This is a genomic window from Legionella quinlivanii (assembly GCF_003265995.1).
GTDB lineage: Bacteria > Pseudomonadota > Gammaproteobacteria > Legionellales > Legionellaceae > Legionella_C > Legionella_C quinlivanii_A.
This window is the reverse complement of sequence record NZ_MVJN01000009.1, coordinates 155,973-174,865: the sequence shown is the minus strand read 5'-3', so window position 1 is coordinate 174,865 and position 18,893 is coordinate 155,973. Positions and strand designations below refer to the sequence as shown.

The following is an 18,893-nucleotide window of genomic DNA, read 5'->3' as shown; positions in this document are numbered from 1 at the left end:
TGGTATCCAACAGCATAGAGTCCCTTTGTTTATTCCTGCCCGGAAAAAATTTAAAGGGTACTCTAGCTCTTTTTTCAATTTATTCAATCTGTTAAACAAAAATATTTTCCTTAGCCTGACGGCTATGGGCGAAGCGCCCGACCTACATGGCTTTCTCAGCCGCCACTTGCCGCAGCACGCTCCCGAATACGTTCGAGAGCATAATTCAAACGAGCAAGAGTTTTTTCTTTTCCGATTAAAAACAGTGTTTGATCAATCGCAGGTGACATTCCAGTACCAGTCACTGCAACACGAAGAGGCTGGCCCAGCTTACCCATATTAATTTCATACTTGCTGCAAACTTTGTCAATCGACTCATGTATTTTTTCCGCATTCCAATCGGAGAGTTCAAGCAAACTGCTATACAGTTTTTCTAAAGGCTCGAGAATGACAGGCCGCAGGTGTTTTTTAACTGCATCCTCATCATAAGCAATTTCGTCTTCGAAAAAATAGCGACTTTTATCACAGATTTCCACCAGCGTTTTACAACGTTCCGCCTGAAGCGCGACGATATTCGAAAGCTCGGGCCCTTTTTCTGTGTGGATGCCCTGTGTTTCAAAATGCCATGCAAGCGCTTTTGCCGTTTGAGCAGGGTCTTGTTCTTTCAGATAATGCTGATTAAGCCAGTATAATTTTTCATAATTAAAGCTTGATACACCGCGGCTGACATGTTTTAAGTCAAAAAACTCAATCATCTCTTTCAGAGAAAATATTTCCTGATCGCCATGTGACCAACCTAAACGAACCAGATAATTCAACAAGGCCTGAGGTAATATCCCCTCCTCTTTAAACTGCATGACGCTGACCGCACCATGACGTTTTGATAAACGCTTTCCGTCATCACCGAGGATCATTGGCAAATGAGCAAAAACAGGAATTGGCGCATTCAGGGCTTTGAAAAGATTAATTTGGCGCGGAGTGTTGTTGATGTGATCATCTCCACGAATAACGTGAGTAATTTCCATATCCAGATCGTCAATAACCACGGCAAAATTGTAAGTTGGATGGCCATCCGAACGGACAAGGATCAAATCATCCAGTTCAGCATTATCCACGTGAATATCACCATAAACCTGATCAGAGAAACTGACCACTCCCGATTTCGGATTTTTGAAGCGAATCACATGCGCTTCATCAGTAGGCGCGAGATTCATTTCCCGGCAATGCCCGTCATACTGAGGCTTTTGTTTAGCAGCCAACTGCGCTTCTCTCAAGGCTTCGAGACGTTCTTTTGAGCAAGTACATCGGTAGGCCATGCCCTGCTCTAGCAACAGGCTGGCAATTTCTTCATAACGTTCATAACGCTCTGACTGGTAGAAAGGTCCCTTGTCAGAGTGGAGATTAAGCCATGCCATACCATCGAGAATGGCCTGTACTGATTCTTTGGTCGAACGCTCCTGATCCGTATCTTCAATCCGAAGTATAAATTCACCCTGATGATGCCTGGCGTAAAGCCATGAATACAAAGCAGTGCGAACACCGCCTACATGAAGCAGCCCTGTCGGGCTTGGGGCAAACCTTGTTCTGACAACCATCAGGCTCTCCATTAATTAGTCAATAATAAACCGTAACTCCCCAGGCACGTCATCCTGAACGAAGTGAAGGATCTCCTGAATCTGGCTCAGTTCTAAGCAGTATGGGATCCTTCACTTCGTTCAGGATGACGTACGCGGGGAGTTACTAATAACCTGCTATCATAGCTCAGTTTAGACACCCGGCACAATGACCGTCACTGCAGTAAGGCATGATAAGAGTTCTGGTTACTAATAGTTAAAATAAAATGCGGGAATTGATTGATGTTTTCACCTAAACTTTGTATTGTTTTCCAAATTTTTTCTTTTTTATTATTTATGCACAAAAACAGGATTCCCACATGAAGGGAATTGGTATTAAATACCAACTCAGGCTAACCACCTTAATTCCAGTATTTCTGGTCGCTCTTCTTTTTGCTGTTTTTTATAACGGCCAGTTCAGTAAAGATTTACATCAACACATGTCCCGTCTGGGCGAAGCTTATATCAGACAACTACTGCCAGCAGCCCAATTGGCAATGATGCGTAATGACCGTCGAACGCTGCAGGGTTTAATTAATGCCTCCACCGTCAATCCAGAGGTTCAGGCGCTGGCATTTTATAATGCTGAAGGACAATTGGTTGCCTACCGCGGGGGCAAGCATTCTATTCATAAGCCATTTAAACCGCCAGAATATACCGGGGATTATATTGAGAGTAAGCAAATCACCCCCTACTCTATTAATTTTGTCGCACCAATTACTATCCCGAAATATAATCTTTACGCGACGACTCCTTTCAGAGCCCCTTCAGATTATATTCCTCTGCAGGCTGACGATATTTTAGGCTGGCTTTCAATCGATATCGATACTCAATCGACTCTGATTAAGCAGTATAAAATGTACATCATTACCATATTTATTACCTTACTCGGCTTACTTATCAGTTTGACCATTCATTATTTTCTCTCCAAACAGATTTATCAGCCGATATCTCGTCTTCGCCGCAGTATGAAACAAATTCTCAGCAATGAATTTGAGACAAAAATTACCGTTTCAAGTCCTGGGGAACTTGGGGAAATTGAACGGGGCTGCGCGCATTTGCAAAAACAATATCTGAATATTGTACGAGAACTCAATCATCACATTGAAGTGGCTACAGCCGATTTACAGCAAGGTCTCGAACTGCTTGAAGAAAAAAATATCCAGTTATCTCTGGAGAAAAAGAAAACAGAAGAAAAAAGCCGGCAAAAATCCGAATTCATTGCCAATATGAGCCATGAAATCCGCACCCCCATGAATGGCGTTATCGGCTTCACCAATGTATTGCTGGAAAGCAAGCTGGATGCCTTGCAACTTGATTACGTTAAAACAATCAAGTCATCGGCCCAGGATTTACTGGCCATCATCAATGATATTCTGGATTATTCCAAAATGGATGCTGGAAAACTCCATCTCGATTGCATTCCACTCGATTTGAGAGGCTGTATTGATGAGGTATTGACATTGGCCGCACCCAATGCCCATAAGAAAGGAATCGACCTAATCCCCTCAACCCAGATTAATGTACCTAAAACAGTGCTTGGTGACCCTCTGCGAATCAAGCAAATCCTGACCAATCTGGTTAGTAATGCGGTGAAATTCACTGATCATGGCTATGTGCTGGTTCGTACCTCCATTGAACAGGAATCAGACAAAGATTATATGCTCTGTGTCTCAGTGACTGACACTGGTATTGGCATTTCCCCCGATGATCAAACCCGTCTGTTCAATGCCTTCAATCAGGCAGATACTTCTATCACCCGACGTTATGGCGGCACAGGCCTTGGGCTTGTGATCTGCAAAAAGCTGGTTGAAGCCATGCAAGGGCGCATTGTGCTTAACAGTGAGCTTAACAAAGGCTCTACCTTTTCAGTGTATATTAAACTTGAAAAATTATCGGCCTATGAAGTGGAGAAAAATCAAAGCCACCGCTTTAACAACATAAAAGCGCTTTGCTTTGATGATAACAGCCTGCAGCTGGAGGCATTGTGTAATGGCTTGGGTTATTGGGGAATTGAATGCGTGCCAGTCACTTCCTTTAATCAACTGGAGAAAGCATTCAGCACACACCGGGATTGCACCATTGCTTTTATTAATGTGAATGAAGGCTGCGAAAAACAGGTGGCACAAATTCTTGGCAAACAAAAAATGCCCAGTGTCCTGATTTCCAAGTGGCTTATCCACAATCCACAGTCACTGGGAGCCAATGGCTTTCTGTTCAAGCCAATCAGCATTCAGAAACTCCATGAAGTCATCGAGCAGCTCTCAAGTCAGACCACCGCTCCTGTTGCGATGGATCAGGAACTCGACAATTTGCGCAAGCAATTGCGTTTGATTCATCCTGAAATATTGATTGCCGAAGATAATCCAGTCAACCGCATGCTGTTAAATTCACTTCTTAGCGAGTTAAGTAATATTGAGGCGGTTGAAGATGGAAAGGAAACAGTGAGAGCCTGTAATAGCAAACGCTATAATCTTTTGCTTCTCGACTTGCAAATGCCACAGCTTAGCGGACTGGAAGCCGCACAGCAGATACGCCAGCAATCCATGTTGAATAAGCTAACACCCATTGTAGTTATCAGTGCCAGCGGCAATGACATGAATAAAGATAAAATGAAAAAGGCAGGCGTAGACCTTTGTCTGCAAAAACCTATTGATGAAAAGCAATTATTAACTCATCTGCTGCGTTTACTGAAAAAATCAAAAAACCAGGCAATTGACTGGCAATTATGCGTACAAAAGGTATCCGGTAATCAGGCTTTGGCTGAAGAATTTTTAAATCGCTTTGTGGAGGAGCTGCACAAAAGCCGTGTCGAGTTTTTTGAGCTATATAACAAACAGAATATCCAGGGCTTACAGAATGCAGCCCATAAACTATACGGAGCCTGCTGCTTTTGTGGCGTACCTCATCTGCAAACTCAGGTCTCCAAACTGGAAAAACAGGCTAAAGAAGCGAAAAAAATTGATGAAATGAAAACCACTTTCGCTGAATTAATCCGTAATATTGATGAAGTCATCGATGAATATGATAGCCTTTACGCCACTTAACACGTCAATTATTTAGGGAGTCCTAATGTCAGTGAAAAATGCAATTTATGCACAATCCGGGGGGGTTACCGCAGTTATCAATGCATCGGCCTGCGGGGTCATTCAAACTGCACGCCAGCATCCAGAAAAAATCGGGAAAGTCTTTGCCGCCAAAAACGGTATCATTGGCGCTTTGAACGAAGAATTAATCGACACCTCACTTGAAAGCGATGAAGCTATCGCCGGGTTAATGTTTACACCAGCCGGCGCTTTCGGCTCATGCCGTTACAAACTGAAAGACAGCGGCTCGGAATATGAGCGCCTGATCGAAGTGTTCAAGGCGCATGATATTGGCTATTTCTTTTATAATGGGGGGGGCGATTCTCAGGATACGGCCAATAAGATTGCCAGGATGAGTAAAGAGATGAATTATCCCATTACCTGTGTCGGCATTCCCAAAACAGTAGATAATGATTTACCCTTCACAGACAACTGTCCGGGCTTCGGTTCTGTCGCTAAGTATGTCGCTGTTTCAACGATGGAAGCAGGTTTTGATGTTGCCTCAATGGCCGCTTCCTCGACAAAAGTGTTCATTCTTGAAGTCATGGGACGTCATGCTGGCTGGATCGCAGCCGCCAGCGGCCTGGCTTCACAAAAGCAAGGCGAGCCGCCCCATATTATCTTATTCCCGGAAAACGTTTTCGATGAACAGAAATTTCTTGCTAAAGTAGACGCCTGCGTTAAAGAATATGGCTATTGTGTAGTCGTGGTTTCGGAAGGAATCAAGAATAAGGAAGGAAAGTTCCTGAGTGACGCAGGTCTTCGCGATGCGTTTGGACATGCCCAGCTAGGCGGGGTTGCTCCTGTGATTGCGCAATTGATAAAAAGCAATCTGGGTTATAAATATCATTGGGCGGTCGCTGATTATCTACAACGCGCAGCGCGTCACATCGCATCCCAGGTGGATCTGGAACATGCTTATGCCTTGGGCAAGGCTGCTGTTGAACTCGCAATTAGCGGGCACAATGCCATTATGCCAATCGTTAAAAGAGAACAGGATTCACCCTATCGCTGGTCAATCAGTCATGTTCCATTAAGTGAAGTGGCCAATCAGGAAAAAGCCATGCCTGCGGACTTTATCAGTGAAGACGGTTTCGAGATTACCGAGGCCTGCCGGCGTTATCTGAGTCCGTTGATTCAGGGTGAAGCCTATCCTCATTATAATAATGGTCTGCCTGTTTATGTTCGATTAAAGAACCAGCTTGTTGAGCAAAAGTTATAACCAGTTACCACCGTGCCTGCGTACTGCGGCTTGGCGCAGTACGCAGGAATGTTTCTAAGGAGATTACAAATATATCAGCTGGTTTGATCTGGTAACACAAGCGTCTCGAATTACTCACCCTGCCCAGGAGTAATACTTCTCCCCTTCTCCAGCTCCGCAGGCTCCTCTTTATCTAATTTCGTAGCAGTTTTGAAAACACCGACTGCTCCGAGTGACTTGCTTTGCTTGTATTCGTAATAATTAACATCGGCTCCCAATTTACTAGCAACATATTTTATTCCATTGCCGATAGCTCTGAAAAAGTTTTTGAGTTGTTCTCCCCAGCCAATTCCAAGTTTTGGACTGGCAATTTCTATTGCATTCTTGCAGCTTTGCTTGAATGTTTTCCCCGCATCATTGATTAGTTCCTTAGAGTGATTAGCACCCACAGCACTAACTAAAGCTTGCTGGTATTGGCTAAAAGCATCATCCAGGCTTTGTATTAGAACGCTTGCGGCTTTAAACGCCTCTGGCTGCGCTTTCTGATCAATGGCAGCCAGTTCTTCTTTTAAAGTTGTCAGTGCATCTTCAATTGGTTTTAAAAGGGAGTTAATTTCCAAGTGAGATTCTTCTAGTTTCTGTCTGGCAGCCTCTTTCTCTGCTTCCAAAGCTTTTTTGTCTGCTTCCAAAGCCTCTGCCTTGACTCTCTGAGCCTCTGCTTCTGCTTCAGCCTGCAATTTTCCTGCCTCCAGGTCTTCAAGCTCTGCCTGTTTTTCTCTTGCACTTTTTAACTCAACAATTTCTGCTTTTAATTTTACAAGGTCCTCAGCTATTTTACCGCGAGCCGCCGATGCTTCGTCACAAGAGAGAGATTGCTTTTTCTGGCTTTCCTCAATTTGATCATATTCAAACTGTAATTTTCTCTTTTCCAGAACAGCATCCTCTTTATTAAACTCTGAATCCACTCTCGCCAGTTTGCTTCTAACATTATCAAGAGTCTCTTCTAAGCCTTTCAGATCCCTTCTTCTTCCTAACAGAAACGCATCTTGTTGTTTCAACTCTTTTTCTTTTGCAGAAATATCGTTCTGTTTTGCCCGGATTCTATCATCATATTCTTTTACACTAGCCATTTTTACACCCAATTGATCGATATTCAATCATATAAGTATAATGTAAAAATCAACTTCTGGCGGTTGCAGTGAATTGCATAGGTATACTGTCATTTCCGCGAGGCATTGTTGCGTAAATAGAACCAAGCAACAAACATGTCGTCTTTGCGAACAAAGTGAAGCAATCCAGATCTAAACCTGAACAAAGCCAGGATATGGATTGCTTCACTTTGTTCGAAAAGACTTTTTTTTGTGCACCAATCTCATTTACGCAACATGCTTTTCCGCAAAGGCAGAAATCCATCAATGATTTGGTACTGTGCTCATGATGAAATAGATTTCCCGCATCCGCGGGAATGACAATACTATCGACAACTGGCAGGTCTGTACTTGGCTAATAATGTTCCACCAGTACAAGTCCAGGTCAAATCGCCATTGGCTTGCAGGGTTGGTTGTAAAATAATGGTTCCATTACCCGCAGCAGGTGTATATGTCACTGTAATCAGACCATTATTTCCAATAGCAATTGATGAGACATTCGCAGTTGCTGCTGGAGAAACATAGCCTGTTGCAGCCTGTGTTGCCGGTAAAGCATTGCGAGTTTGAGTGGTTTCTGACACTGCATGTTTTGCAGAGGACGCGAGGCTTAATCCTTCAGCTACTCTGGCACGGATTGTGTAATCCTGATAGGCAGGAATCGCTATGGCAGCCAAAATTCCGACAATTGCTACGACAATCATCAATTCGATTAGTGTGAAACCTTTTTCTTTGTTGTTCATACCAAACTCCCTATCCAATAAAACGGAGGATCCTGAAAATGCAGACGGGAATCTCGAAGATTCCCGCCAATATAAGCTAGTCACTAGGCTCTGCAGCTTGCAGGACGGTATTTAGCGAGTAAAGTTCCGCCAGTACAGGTCCATGTCACATCCCCATTCGCTTGCAGGGTTGGTTGCAGAATAATTGTTCCTCCACCCGCTGCAGCAGTGTAGGTAACCGTTATTATTCCGTTGGCGCCAATGGCAATGGACTGTACATTCGTTGTTGCCGCAGGGCTAACATATCCTGTAGCAGCTTGTGTAGCCGGCAAGGCATTATTGGAAATTGCCGTTTCAGAGACAGCCAGTTTAGCCGATGCGGCCAGATTGAGTCCTTCAGTTACGCGAGCACGAATGGTATAATCCTGATAGGCAGGGATTGCAATCGCCGCCAATATACCGACAATCGCTACTACGATCATCAACTCGATTAATGTAAAACCTTTTTGCTTCATGCTACTCTCCTTCGATTAATTTCAGCATTCTGATTTAACTAAGCAAATTAAATGCCAGTCTTAAAAAATGATTGATATTTCAAACATCTATTATTAATTCAAATGTAGAGCAACTTGTCAAATGGAAATCTGGCAATAATTTTTTATAAAAATGGACCAATCCAGTCACTAAATGACATAGTTTTCAGACGTAAATGGATTATAATTGTTGCACCCCCTTTTTTAACTGGCAACAATGAATCGTAAAACTCGTATTGAATCTATTTTAAATCGGGAGCTTCCTGTTTATCACATGGAAGTTTTGGATGAATCCAGCCAGCATCATGTACCAGAGGGAGCAGAAACTCATTTTAAGCTTGTTCTGGTCTCTGATTCATTCAAAGGCCAATCGAGAATCGCCCGGCATCGTTTAATCAATAAACTGTTGGCTGAAGAGTTTAGCCAGGGTCTGCATGCGCTTAGTATGCATTTATTCACTGAGGATGAATGGAAAGAACGACAAGGGGAAACAAGCAATTCTCCTCATTGTCGGGGAGGATTCAAGCATGGCTGAATCCATTTACTGGCAAACCGGCATTCAACTTCCAGTCAAATCGCGCGGCTTTCATTTGATTACAAACGAGGTCATTGAATCGATGCAGGCGGCACCGAGGATTAAAACTGGCCTGGCCAATCTCTTCCTTCAACATACTTCCGCTTCGCTGGCGATAAGCGAAAATACCTGCCTGGATGTACCATTAGATTTGGAAACCCATTTTAATCGCTTGATTCCTGACGATGATCAATTGTTTCGTCATACTCTTGAGGGTTCAGACGATATGCCGGCTCATATTAAAAATGTGATGCTTGGCTCAAGCCTTACCATTCCACTAAAGGACGGGCGGTTATTGCTTGGTCGCTGGCAAGGAATTTACCTTTGTGAACACCGGAATCAGGCCGGTGCTCGCCAATTAATAGTGACCATTCAGGGCAGCTAAGCTGATTTAAGTGTAATTGCGAACTTACAATTGCTTACTTTGTTAGCAAGACCATAAAATCAGGAAGGTTTTAATTCTGCAGCCTGCTTCTGTTCCTCTTCTGGCGTATTTAAAATAGCAGTCCCCAGATTTACTCCATCCATTACGCTCAGTACATAATTGACGCTGTCAGGAAGGCTGCTGCACATTGTTAATGCGGAGTAATCAGTTCCCAGCGCCATTCCATTTAATATGACGCTTGAAATATAAGCCAGCGTACTGTTATTGTCGCGAAGACCCATCGCAGTAACCAATTGCACCAGCATTTTAAAGGCTAATTCGCTGCCCTTCGCATCTTCACTGGCTAGCAGATAGACTGCAGCGGCTACTGTTGCTGCAAGGTTGAGTCTCTGCAAGGCGGCCCGCCAGGAACTATTTGCACTAAAAAAACCAGACATGTTGAACTCCTGTTAATATAGAACCTCCATTAAACATCATGAAAAAAAGAGATACAAGCATTCGGATTTAAGTTTTTTATATGGAATTTTAAATAAAATCAGTTTCTTCAAAAGGCTCAATCCCCTATAATGTATATCTTTTTGTCAATCTCTGTTGTTGGAACTTTTTTTAATGAAAGCCTGGTCCTCCGAAAAAATATCTGTGTTAGCACTTGTACTCTTAATTACAGGAGCGATCGATAGTATTCGTAACTTACCCGCAACAGCCCTTTTTGGCTCCAGCCTGATATTCTTTTTCAGTTTTTCAGCTATTGTATTTTTAATTCCGGTGGCACTGGTATCCGCCGAATTATCCTCGACCTGGTCAGAAGAAGAAGGCGGGGTTTTTTCCTGGGTAAAACATGCCTTTGGAGAAACTCTCGCTTTTTTCACCATTTGGCTGCAATGGATCAATACGATGGTCTGGTATCCGACCATTCTTTCGTTTATCGCCGGCACGCTGGCCTATCTGGTTAATCCTGCTTTGGCTCAAAATAAATACTATCTCATCGCAGTCATTCTAACAGTGTTTTGGTCTCTTACCTTGCTGGGATTAAGCGGCCTCAAAGCCTCTGCCCGTTTTGCCAGTTTTTGCGCCATTTTTGGAATGATTATTCCTATGGCCTTTATAATTCTGCTGGCAATTATCTGGCTAATTAAAGGCCAGCCGATTGCGGTTGATTTAAGCCCTGCTCATCTTCTTCCTCACTGGGGAGATACTCAATCCTGGGTTTCACTAACGGCTATCATGACGTCTTTTCTGGGGATGGAGCTAGCTGCAGTCCATGTCCGAAATGTGGAATCGCCTCAACATAATTTTCCTAAAGCCATGTTTTTTTCAGTGTTGCTGATTTTGTCTACCATGATTTTTGGCTCCCTGGCGATTGCCTTTGTATTGCCGCAAGACCAAATCAGTCTTGTCGATGGTGTTATGCAGGCATTTAATAATTTCTTTCAGGCTTACCACATGACCTGGCTAATGCCGCTGATTATCGTCATGCTGCTTTTAGGCAGTCTCGGCGGAATGGTGAACTGGATTATTTCGCCCGCCAAAGGCCTGTTACTGGCCGCTGATAACGGTTTTCTGCCTCATTGGCTTTATCGGCTGAATAAACATGGGATTGCTTCCCGAATTCTGATTCTGCAAGCGATTCTTGTCACCCTATTGTGCAGTGGGTTTTTATTATTTCCGAGTGTCAATGCCATCTATTGGCTGTTCACGGACTTAAGCACTGAATTATATATTCTGATGTACGTGTTCATGTTTATCGCCGCCTGGCGTTTAAAAAGTAAAGCTGCAGGCATGCCGAGAACCTTTCAGATTCCTGGCGGTAAAGCAGGTTTTTATGCGACTTGCCTCCTGGGTTTAATCGGCTGCTTCATTACCTTGGTCGTAGGTTTTATACCTCCTGAAAACAGTATGGATATTGGCGGTGCAGATCGTTTTCGCCTGGTTTTCAGCTGTGGAATATTACTAATGATCTTTCCTGCTTTCATTCTTTATTTGAGACGGCGAATCCTGCTTGCCAAAGCGAGTGAAGTCATGCAAAGATGACACTGTGACAAACCATAAATAGATTTCCGCCTTCGCAAAAATGACCGGTTTGAAAAGTCTTTGCGAGCGTCAGCGAAGCAATCCATCTCCTAACATTGTCCAAGTATCGATCTGGATTGCTTCACTTCGTTCGCAAAGACGACAGTTAGTCCCTTTCTTCTTATGCAAAAATCCCATCGCGAAATGATCGATTCGATCTCAATAATTTACACTTCAGTTACATTTCTTTAATATTTTCTTAAGAATCGAATGGTAATTTGGGATTACTTGAATGAGTCTTGAGCTTCCAAATGCGCAGACATAACTCCAAAAAACCAAGACAAGTCATTATTCTCTCCCCTGATACCGAAGAAAACTACAGCCAATCTGCTGAAATTGATGAATTAATGAAGCAGTTCCACTCCCTTGCAAAAATACATAGGAATCTTAAGCTGGAAGATGCTGTTTCCAGGGTGGCTGATAGAGAATTCAGTTTAAATCAGTACGTCACTGCCTTTCAGAAAATGACAGCCAAAGCCAATAGCCTCATTGAACAAATCCTGATGCACTATCGAAACCGAATTGATCATCCTGCCTACCATCAGTCTCTCATCAAAGAAATCACTGAGACCATCCTTCAATTACAGAAAATGGCAATCCAGCGTACCAGCCTGCAGAATGCAATAGAGCAGCGGTTCGCGCAAGTATTCCCTGATACCAATAATATTGATGAACTGCAGGTTCATAGAGAGTTGGCAGCCGAAGCGCTTCAAAAGCAGTTGGACAAATTCTTTCCAAGCATTTTTATACTCAGGATCGGGAATAAAAAAGATTCGACCAGTATCAAACTTACCAAAGAGTTGATTAATTTTCTGAATGATACCTTTCTCTTACTCAAAGACAAAACTACCGGTTTGAATATGGAAACTGTCAAGACATTAGAGCGTGCAGTTTATGCTCATCTTGGAGTAAAGAGCTGGTTTATGAAAACAACAGCCTCTCAAAACACCAGTGAATTGATTACCAATCTGTTTTACTGGCAAGGCCAGGAATCCATAGTCACTTTAAAAAAGCAGCTAGTCGCGCTGCATCATCTGAACACTAAAATTGCTGCTTTTCCTCTTCACGCTATTAAGGAATTTGACATGCTAAGCCAACTCACTGAACAAAATGAACAAACGATTAGAGCGCATGCCCTGAAATTACCCGCAGAACTCAGTGAGTTTTCCAGGGACCTGAATGAGCGGCTCAGACTTTTTAGCAGTGAAGACAGCGAAAAACCGATTATTGCTAAAGCCAGAACAAAGCGGCCTCTATTGAATGAATGGTCAAATCAAGTCGATGCCATTCTGGCAACCTATCAGCAGCAATGCAGTCAGCTAGCGCCATCGCTATCCGCATTAGAACGATTGCAATCCATTTGCGAACAGCAGGAAATCTGTATACAGGCGCTTCAGAATATTGAGAGACTGATGGAGCACTACCGGCCAGAACACTCGATGCTCAAACAAAAGCTTAATCTTGAGTATGAATCTCAAAAGAAACTGCTTTTTCATAAGCTTAGTCAAAGCATTCAAGAGACGAATCAAGCCTTATTAGTAATCAGGGATAAAGTAACGGTCGATTTCGAACTTTCAGAAGCCCGTTCATTTTGCGAGAAAATTTTGCAGCAACAACAACCACTCTATGCGCTAAGAATGCATGCCGAGTACATTGCAAACAAATTAGAGAAGGAGGTAAGTGCCGTAAAACAGCTGATTAAGAATAAATGGCAGCCAGATCTTCAGCAGCTTTATGAGGCATATTATGCTCCTCATTCCGGTTACACCCAGTACAGTAAAACTAACCCCTGTCAACCATTACTCGAGCAGCACTATCTGGCAATGGCCCGACAGAAGAGGAGTTTGGATAAGCACTGGAGGAAACTGGAAACAACAGGGGGTGCTGAAATACGAGCCTGGCTTGGCAGTCTCCAATCGCATCGTGATGAACTGTATTATGATATCCAGTATAGAAATTCTCTGGAGCGTCAGGCGAAAATTATCCAGCAACGCCTGGAGCATCCTGCTTATCAGGCTTCCATTAAAATCATTAATGCCCTGGATAAAGAGATTATTCGTCTTTTGCAAAAATACAGCCCTAAAATGCGGAATTTTTGCAATGAAGAGGAGCAATCCATGCTGGCTGACCTCGCTCAAAATCCTGCTTTGTGTCTTGAAAAGAAAGAATTCAGTGATGATGAGAGCATCATGTATGACAAAATCGATCGCCGTATCATGAAATTAATTAATATTCGCTTACTCTTTATTAAGGAAAATAATAGCTACATCAGCATCAACCCTCATCTGACGAATCATACCCAATACAGAGAGGCTTTAATAAAACATGTGAATGACCACCTTCATAATGGCAATATGGAACATTATTCTGACGGCAAACGTCACTATTTCACGCAATGGATTAGAACTTATGTGCTCAGGCCACTACAAACCACCGCAATTGGTACCTATGATTATTTTGCCAAACGAGACAATAAGCACCAATTCTTCTATGCGACTCCCGGCGCTTGCGAGACTGAGAAAAACCTGATTGCATTGGGCAATGAAATGTCCTCGGAGCTGGCAGCAACAGCTCCCGCGGCCTGACTGGTATTGTTGGATAAATAGCACCAAGCAACTAAACTCTCGTCTTTGCGAACGAAGTGAAGCAATCCAGGTTGAAACCTGGATAAAGTTAGTGCTGGATTGCTTCGCTAACGCTCGCAAAGACGGTTGTGTACATCACGATACATAAGGGGAGAAGTTACTCTGATTCAAGCATCAGCCAGGCTGCATCGAAATCTTCTCGGGTATTAATATCCTGCCTGGGTTTTACGCAGGCCTGCTCTATGCGAATTTTATGACCCGCCCACAAAACACGTAGCTGCTCTAGTGACTCCGCCACTTCCAGAGGAGCAGGCTGCCATTTGACATAATCAAGAATAAAGGAAGCTCGATAGGCATATAAGCCAATGTGGCGAAACACATGCTCCAATGAATCCTGATTATCCCTGTTGAAAGGAATCGCGCTTCTCGAAAAATACAGGGCGTTATTAAATTGATCGCGAACGACTTTCACCACATTGGGATTATTTAATTGCTGGCTGGTTTCTATCGGCCAGCAAAGAGTCGCCATTGGCGTTTCAGCCTGTTGTAAACTGGCGGCTACCTGTTTTATTAACTCAGGATGAATGAAGGGTTCATCCCCCTGCACATTCACAATGATATCCTGAGGCTGATAATTATTTTTTTTAACTACCTCTGCAAGGCGATCGGTGCCCGTTGGGTGAGCACTATCAGTCATCATCACCCGAGCTCCGAAACCAGACGCATGATTGGCAATTAACTCATGGTCTGTGGCGATAATAACAGAACGAGGCTGTGCCAGAAGCACCTGCTCGTACACTCTCTGAATAATAGTTTTACCGGCCAATTCCAGCATCAGTTTACCTGCAAGCCTTGATGAGCTATACCGTGCGGGAATAATGACATGATAATCAGGATTCACAACTGCTCCTTTTCTTCCAGGGGGATTAACCGCCCTTCCTGCTCTAGCATAACCGGTATATCTCCGCGGACAGGATAGGCAATTCGATCAAAAGCGCAGATTAATTCCTCATCTTTCAAAATCAGTTTGCCCTTGCATAAGGGGCAAACCAGAATTTCAAGCAAACGTTTATCCATTGAGACTCCTTACTGAGTAATCTTGTTACGGATATAAACCGGGGCTGCTGTGGCGACATCCACTGGCACAATCTTTCCCGCCTGAACCAGATGAATCATTGACAAGGCATCAGGATAGGCTTCAACCTGCCTGCTAATAATTTTACGAGTGGCTTCCGGCATAAGAGGCAAATAGGGCTCAAAGCCAATACCTGCTATAACGACTGGGGTTTCAGAATCCAGATAGATTTCACCAGGGTCAGAAACCTGCTCCTCTGCCGCCGACTCCTCCTTAAAAAACCCCCAATAAACCTGCTGCATTCTGGCATCAATCATCGCTAAAACCGGGCATTGACTGTCAAGCACTCCAGAATGACGTACATTCCAGGCAATGGCCTGGAGACTGCTTACAGGAAATAAAGACAGATCATGAGCATAAGCTAAAGCTTTGGCTATTGCACAGGCAATTCTTAAGCCGGTAAAGCTTCCTGGCCCCTGTCCAAACACAATACCATCTAACTGATTAAGGCTGAACTCATGTTCAGCAAGCAATTGCTGAATCATAGGCAGCAGAGTCTGAGCATGTTTTCGTTGAACGCTTTGTTCAATTACGGCATCACTTCCGTCAATGCTGAGTGCTACAAACGCATGGGTAGTGGACGTATCAATGCTCAATAATTTCTTCATCTAATGCCAACTGTTCAATAAAACTTAATACGGTTTGCTCATCGCGAGTTTTACGAAGACTGGGCAAACTGGAAAATATTTGCCTGCCATAATCCCTGCCTGTGAGACGAGGATCGGCTATCATTAACACCCCTCGATCATCAATATCGCGGATTAGCCTTCCTACGCCCTGCTTCAATGCCAGTACCGCATTGGGAAGTGAGAGCTCATCAAAACCGGATAAGCCCTGTGATTTCAGGTAAGCCATCTTGCCACGAATCACCGGATCCGTAGGGCTGGCAAAAGGTAATTTGTCAATAATAACACAGGACAACGCACTGCCCTTCACATCAACCCCTTCCCAAAAAGTGGCCGTACCTAACAACACGGCATTGCCCAATTGGCGAAAGCGGGCCAATAGTATTGGTTTGGCCTCGTCTCCCTGAATGAGCAGCGGGTAGTTTAATGTATTGCCAAGCAACTGAGCAACCATTTTCAGCGCTCGGTGACTGGTAAACAGAAAGAAACAGCGGCCTTTGCAAGCATTGATAACAGGCAATGCTTTTTCCAGCAAAGACTCATAATAACGACTATGTTTTGGATCGGGCAAATCCCTGGGTAAATACAATAAAGCCTGTTCCTGATAATTAAATGGACTGGGTAGAATCATTGTTTCAGCATTCTCTAATCCCAGCGGTTTAAGAAAACAGTTAAACGAAGACTCAAGCGTTAAGGTAGCCGAAGTAAAAATATAAGCCGCCTGTTGCCGGCTGATTAATTTCCTAAACGACTTAGCTACTTCAAAAGGAGTCGCATGGCAGGTGAGGCTGTGTTTAAATCGTTCAATCCAGCGGATAAATGGCTGGTTGCTATCACTGATACGCAGAATGAGCGACTTAAACTCTTTTAATCGCATCAGACAATTGCCAATTCCTTTCTGCTCCTGACTCCCGGACTTCTCAATCGCCGTGATGAAATCATCCAGAATGGTCATCAGAGAATCCCAGGATTTTTTAAAGAGCGGCTGCCTGATAACCTGCTCCCAAGGCATTTTTTCGTCTTCCCTGGCAATGGCTAAAAGCAATTGATCAATTGTTTTATCCAGTTCAATAGTCAGTTCCTTGAAAGGCTGATTGGGCAGATCAAGAACCGGCCATTCAAGCATCAACTCATTGGCTGCGTCAATTAATTGTCTGGTGCTAAATCGCTCACTATTAAACAAAGCGGCTATTTCAGCGAGTTGATGCGCTTCATCAAAAACGACCACCTCTACTCCTGGCAGCAGTTCGCCAAAGCCTTCTTCTTTCAGTTGCGAATCAGCAAAAAACAGGTGATGGTTGATCACCACCAAATCAGCATCCAATGCTTTTTTTCTGGCTTTAACTAAAAAGCAGTCTTTATAGTATTCGCATTCACTGCCCAGGCAATTATCCGCTGTTGATGTCGCATAGGGCCAGACGGCGGCATCCTCGTTAATTTCTGGTAATTCAGAACGTTCGCCAGACTGTAGTAAGGGCAGCTTTTCGCGGATAAAGATTAAATCATGTACCGCCTGCGGATGTGAAAAACGTCCTTCCTGAGCATGCAATTCGGTTCGATGCCGGCATATATAATTGGCTCGTCCCTTTAAGTTCTGAACCTGCAGCGATAGACCTAAGGCTTTAATCAGGTTGGGCAAATCTTTTTGATATAATTGATCCTGCAGTGTTTTGGTGGCTGTAGAAATCAGTGTTTTTTTACCGCTTAACAGACAGGGAACAAGATAGGCAAAGGTTTTTCCTGTTCCAGTACCCGCCTCAGCAATCAGTATCGAGCTTTTTTCGATACTTTCTGCAATAGCAACGGCCAGATCTATTTGCGCCGTTCTTGCCACAAAGCCGGGAATGGCAGTTGTTAATCTGCCATTTTCACTAAAAAGCCGTCGACAATGAGCAATCGGATCGCTGTTAATCGAAATAGTACTCACCAGTCTTTTTGTAAATACTGAAGCTTATCTTTCACATCTTCCCAATCCTTTGCATCTGGAGGACCATCTTTTTTCACAGTAATATTAGGCCACTTTTTGGATAGGTCGGCATTCAATTCCTTGAACTCTTTTTCTTCATCCGCCAGGTCATCTTCAGACTTTATGGCCTCCACAGGACATTCCGGCTCGCAAAGCGCACAATCGATGCATTCATCAGGATTAATCACAAGAAAATTGGGGCCCTCATAAAAACAATCCACAGGACAAACTTCAACACAATCTGTGTACTTGCACTTGATACAGCTTTCAGTAATTACGAAGGTCATTTCTCGTCTCTCAATAAAAATGATGCTTATTAAAACATAGAACTTACGAATTAATCCAGATAAAGAAGCGGGCCCTCAGGCACAATCTGGGTCGGATTAATCATGCGGTGACTGTAATAATAATGTTGCTTGATATGTTCAAAATTCACCGTTTCGGCAATTCCAGGATAATGATACAGGCGCTTAAGATAGGCAAATAAATGAGGATAATCCATAATCCGCTGACGGTTGGTTTTAAAGTGCCCAAAATAAACGGCATCAAAACGAATCAGCGTCGTAAATAACCGCCAATCCGCTTCTGTTAATTGTTCACCAATCAGATAATCGCGGCCTGATAAATGCGACTCCAAAAAATCAAGCGTATCAAATAACTCGAGAAATGCCTGCTTGTAAGCATCTTGTGACGTGGCAAAGCCGCAGCGATATACGCCATTATTGACTGTGTGGTAAATGCGTTCGTTGATTTGATCAATATCAGCACGAAGGGCCTGAGGATAAAAATCCTGCGGATCCCCTGTCAGCGCATTAAAGCTGCTGTTAAATTGACGGATGATTTCTGCGGATTCATTTGAAACGATCGTTTCTTTTTGGGTATCCCAAAGTACCGGTACTGTAACCCGGCCAGTATAATCTGGAACAGCCTTGGTATAGAGTTGATGAAGAAATTTGAGATTATATAAGCGGTCGCCCGTAGCACCCAGGCCGCTTTTCAATTCCCAGCCATTTTCCAGCATATGGGGATGAACTATCGACACCTCAATCAGGGAGTCAAGTTTTTTTAACTTCCGGAAAATCAGTGTTCGATGAGCCCAGGGACATGCTAAAGAGACGTATAAATGATATCTCTTTGCCTCGGCGGGAAATTCAGCCTTTGGATCAGGACTAATCACCTGATGAAATTTAACATTCTCGCGCTTGAACTCACCTTTATTTTTACTGGTGTCATACCATTGATCCTGCCACTGACCGTTTACTAATAATCCCAT

17 protein-coding genes are annotated in these 18,893 nt (G+C 43.5%); 6 read left to right on the top strand and 11 right to left on the bottom strand.

Annotation, left to right across the window (positions count from 1 at the left end; all coding sequences use genetic code 11):
- Positions 1-155: 155 nt before the first annotated feature.
- On the bottom strand, positions 156-1,574 hold the full coding sequence (gene gltX / locus B1207_RS12675) for a glutamate--tRNA ligase (RefSeq protein ID WP_112220320.1): 1,419 nt from the start codon (positions 1,572-1,574) through the stop codon (positions 156-158).
- A 338-nt stretch (positions 1,575-1,912) separates the two neighbouring features.
- On the opposite strand from gltX, the gene letS reads away from it, so the two are divergent.
- Together letS and B1207_RS12665 are read left to right on the top strand one after the other, a co-directional pair.
- Positions 1,913-4,639 carry a two-component system sensor histidine kinase LetS gene (letS, locus tag B1207_RS12670; protein WP_112220319.1) on the top strand — a complete coding sequence of 909 codons (2,727 nt, stop codon included), beginning with the start codon at positions 1,913-1,915 and terminating at the stop codon, positions 4,637-4,639.
- Between the two features lie 25 nt (positions 4,640-4,664).
- A complete protein-coding gene (locus B1207_RS12665) occupies positions 4,665-5,900 on the top strand; it encodes a 6-phosphofructokinase (protein WP_112220318.1) in 1,236 nt (411 codons plus the stop codon).
- Between the two features lie 110 nt (positions 5,901-6,010).
- On the opposite strand, the gene B1207_RS12660 is transcribed toward B1207_RS12665, so the two are convergent.
- From B1207_RS12660 to B1207_RS12650, 3 genes are all read right to left on the bottom strand, one after another.
- Positions 6,011-7,009 (bottom strand): hypothetical protein, encoded by a 999-nt coding sequence (locus tag B1207_RS12660; protein WP_112220317.1) that lies wholly within the window; start codon positions 7,007-7,009, stop codon positions 6,011-6,013.
- A 344-nt stretch (positions 7,010-7,353) separates the two neighbouring features.
- Positions 7,354-7,767, bottom strand: a complete 414-nt coding sequence (locus B1207_RS12655; RefSeq protein ID WP_112220316.1) for a pilin — start codon at positions 7,765-7,767, stop codon at positions 7,354-7,356.
- A gap of 83 nt (positions 7,768-7,850) precedes the next feature.
- On the bottom strand, positions 7,851-8,261 hold the full coding sequence (locus B1207_RS12650) for a pilin (RefSeq protein WP_058507588.1): 411 nt from the start codon (positions 8,259-8,261) through the stop codon (positions 7,851-7,853).
- A 235-nt stretch (positions 8,262-8,496) separates the two neighbouring features.
- Between B1207_RS12650 and B1207_RS12645 the strand changes: the two genes are divergently transcribed.
- Both B1207_RS12645 and B1207_RS12640 read left to right on the top strand, forming a co-directional pair.
- Positions 8,497-8,814 (top strand): BolA family protein, encoded by a 318-nt coding sequence (locus B1207_RS12645; RefSeq protein WP_112220315.1) that lies wholly within the window; start codon positions 8,497-8,499, stop codon positions 8,812-8,814.
- Complete coding sequence (locus B1207_RS12640) at positions 8,807-9,238, top strand: secondary thiamine-phosphate synthase enzyme YjbQ (protein ID WP_112220314.1); 432 nt, start codon at positions 8,807-8,809, stop codon at positions 9,236-9,238. The genes B1207_RS12645 and B1207_RS12640 overlap by 8 nt, the downstream gene beginning before the upstream one ends.
- Before the next feature lie 59 nt (positions 9,239-9,297).
- Here the strand turns inward: B1207_RS12640 and B1207_RS12635 are convergent, their stop codons facing one another.
- Entirely contained in the window at positions 9,298-9,675 is a 378-nt protein-coding gene (locus B1207_RS12635) for a hypothetical protein (protein ID WP_112220313.1), read from the bottom strand.
- A gap of 172 nt (positions 9,676-9,847) precedes the next feature.
- Between B1207_RS12635 and B1207_RS12630 the strand changes: the two genes are divergently transcribed.
- Together B1207_RS12630 and B1207_RS12625 are read left to right on the top strand one after the other, a co-directional pair.
- Complete coding sequence (locus B1207_RS12630) at positions 9,848-11,269, top strand: APC family permease (protein ID WP_112220312.1); 1,422 nt, start codon at positions 9,848-9,850, stop codon at positions 11,267-11,269.
- Between the two features lie 290 nt (positions 11,270-11,559).
- On the top strand, positions 11,560-13,893 hold the full coding sequence (locus B1207_RS12625; RefSeq protein WP_112220311.1) for a hypothetical protein: 2,334 nt from the start codon (positions 11,560-11,562) through the stop codon (positions 13,891-13,893).
- Positions 13,894-14,050: 157 nt separating this feature from the next.
- On the opposite strand, the gene kdsB is transcribed toward B1207_RS12625, so the two are convergent.
- The 6 genes from kdsB to B1207_RS12595 are packed head-to-tail and all read right to left on the bottom strand — an operon-like array spanning position 14,051 to position 18,893.
- Positions 14,051-14,794 carry a 3-deoxy-manno-octulosonate cytidylyltransferase gene (gene kdsB / locus B1207_RS12620; RefSeq protein ID WP_112220310.1) on the bottom strand — a complete coding sequence of 248 codons (744 nt, stop codon included), beginning with the start codon at positions 14,792-14,794 and terminating at the stop codon, positions 14,051-14,053.
- On the bottom strand, positions 14,791-14,970 hold the full coding sequence (locus B1207_RS12615) for a Trm112 family protein (protein ID WP_058507595.1): 180 nt from the start codon (positions 14,968-14,970) through the stop codon (positions 14,791-14,793). Before B1207_RS12615 ends, kdsB begins: the two co-directional genes overlap by 4 nt.
- Positions 14,971-14,979: 9 nt before the next feature.
- Positions 14,980-15,636, bottom strand: coding sequence for a tRNA (adenosine(37)-N6)-threonylcarbamoyltransferase complex dimerization subunit type 1 TsaB (gene tsaB, locus B1207_RS12610; protein ID WP_112220309.1), 657 nt, complete (start codon positions 15,634-15,636; stop codon positions 14,980-14,982).
- A complete protein-coding gene (locus B1207_RS12605; RefSeq protein WP_437178503.1) occupies positions 15,614-17,581 on the bottom strand; it encodes an ATP-dependent DNA helicase in 1,968 nt (655 codons plus the stop codon). The genes tsaB and B1207_RS12605 overlap by 23 nt, the downstream gene beginning before the upstream one ends.
- Positions 17,578-17,907 carry a ferredoxin FdxA gene (fdxA, locus tag B1207_RS12600; RefSeq protein WP_112220308.1) on the bottom strand — a complete coding sequence of 110 codons (330 nt, stop codon included), beginning with the start codon at positions 17,905-17,907 and terminating at the stop codon, positions 17,578-17,580. Before fdxA ends, B1207_RS12605 begins: the two co-directional genes overlap by 4 nt.
- A gap of 50 nt (positions 17,908-17,957) precedes the next feature.
- A complete protein-coding gene (locus tag B1207_RS12595; RefSeq protein ID WP_112220307.1) occupies positions 17,958-18,893 on the bottom strand; it encodes a glutathione S-transferase family protein in 936 nt (311 codons plus the stop codon).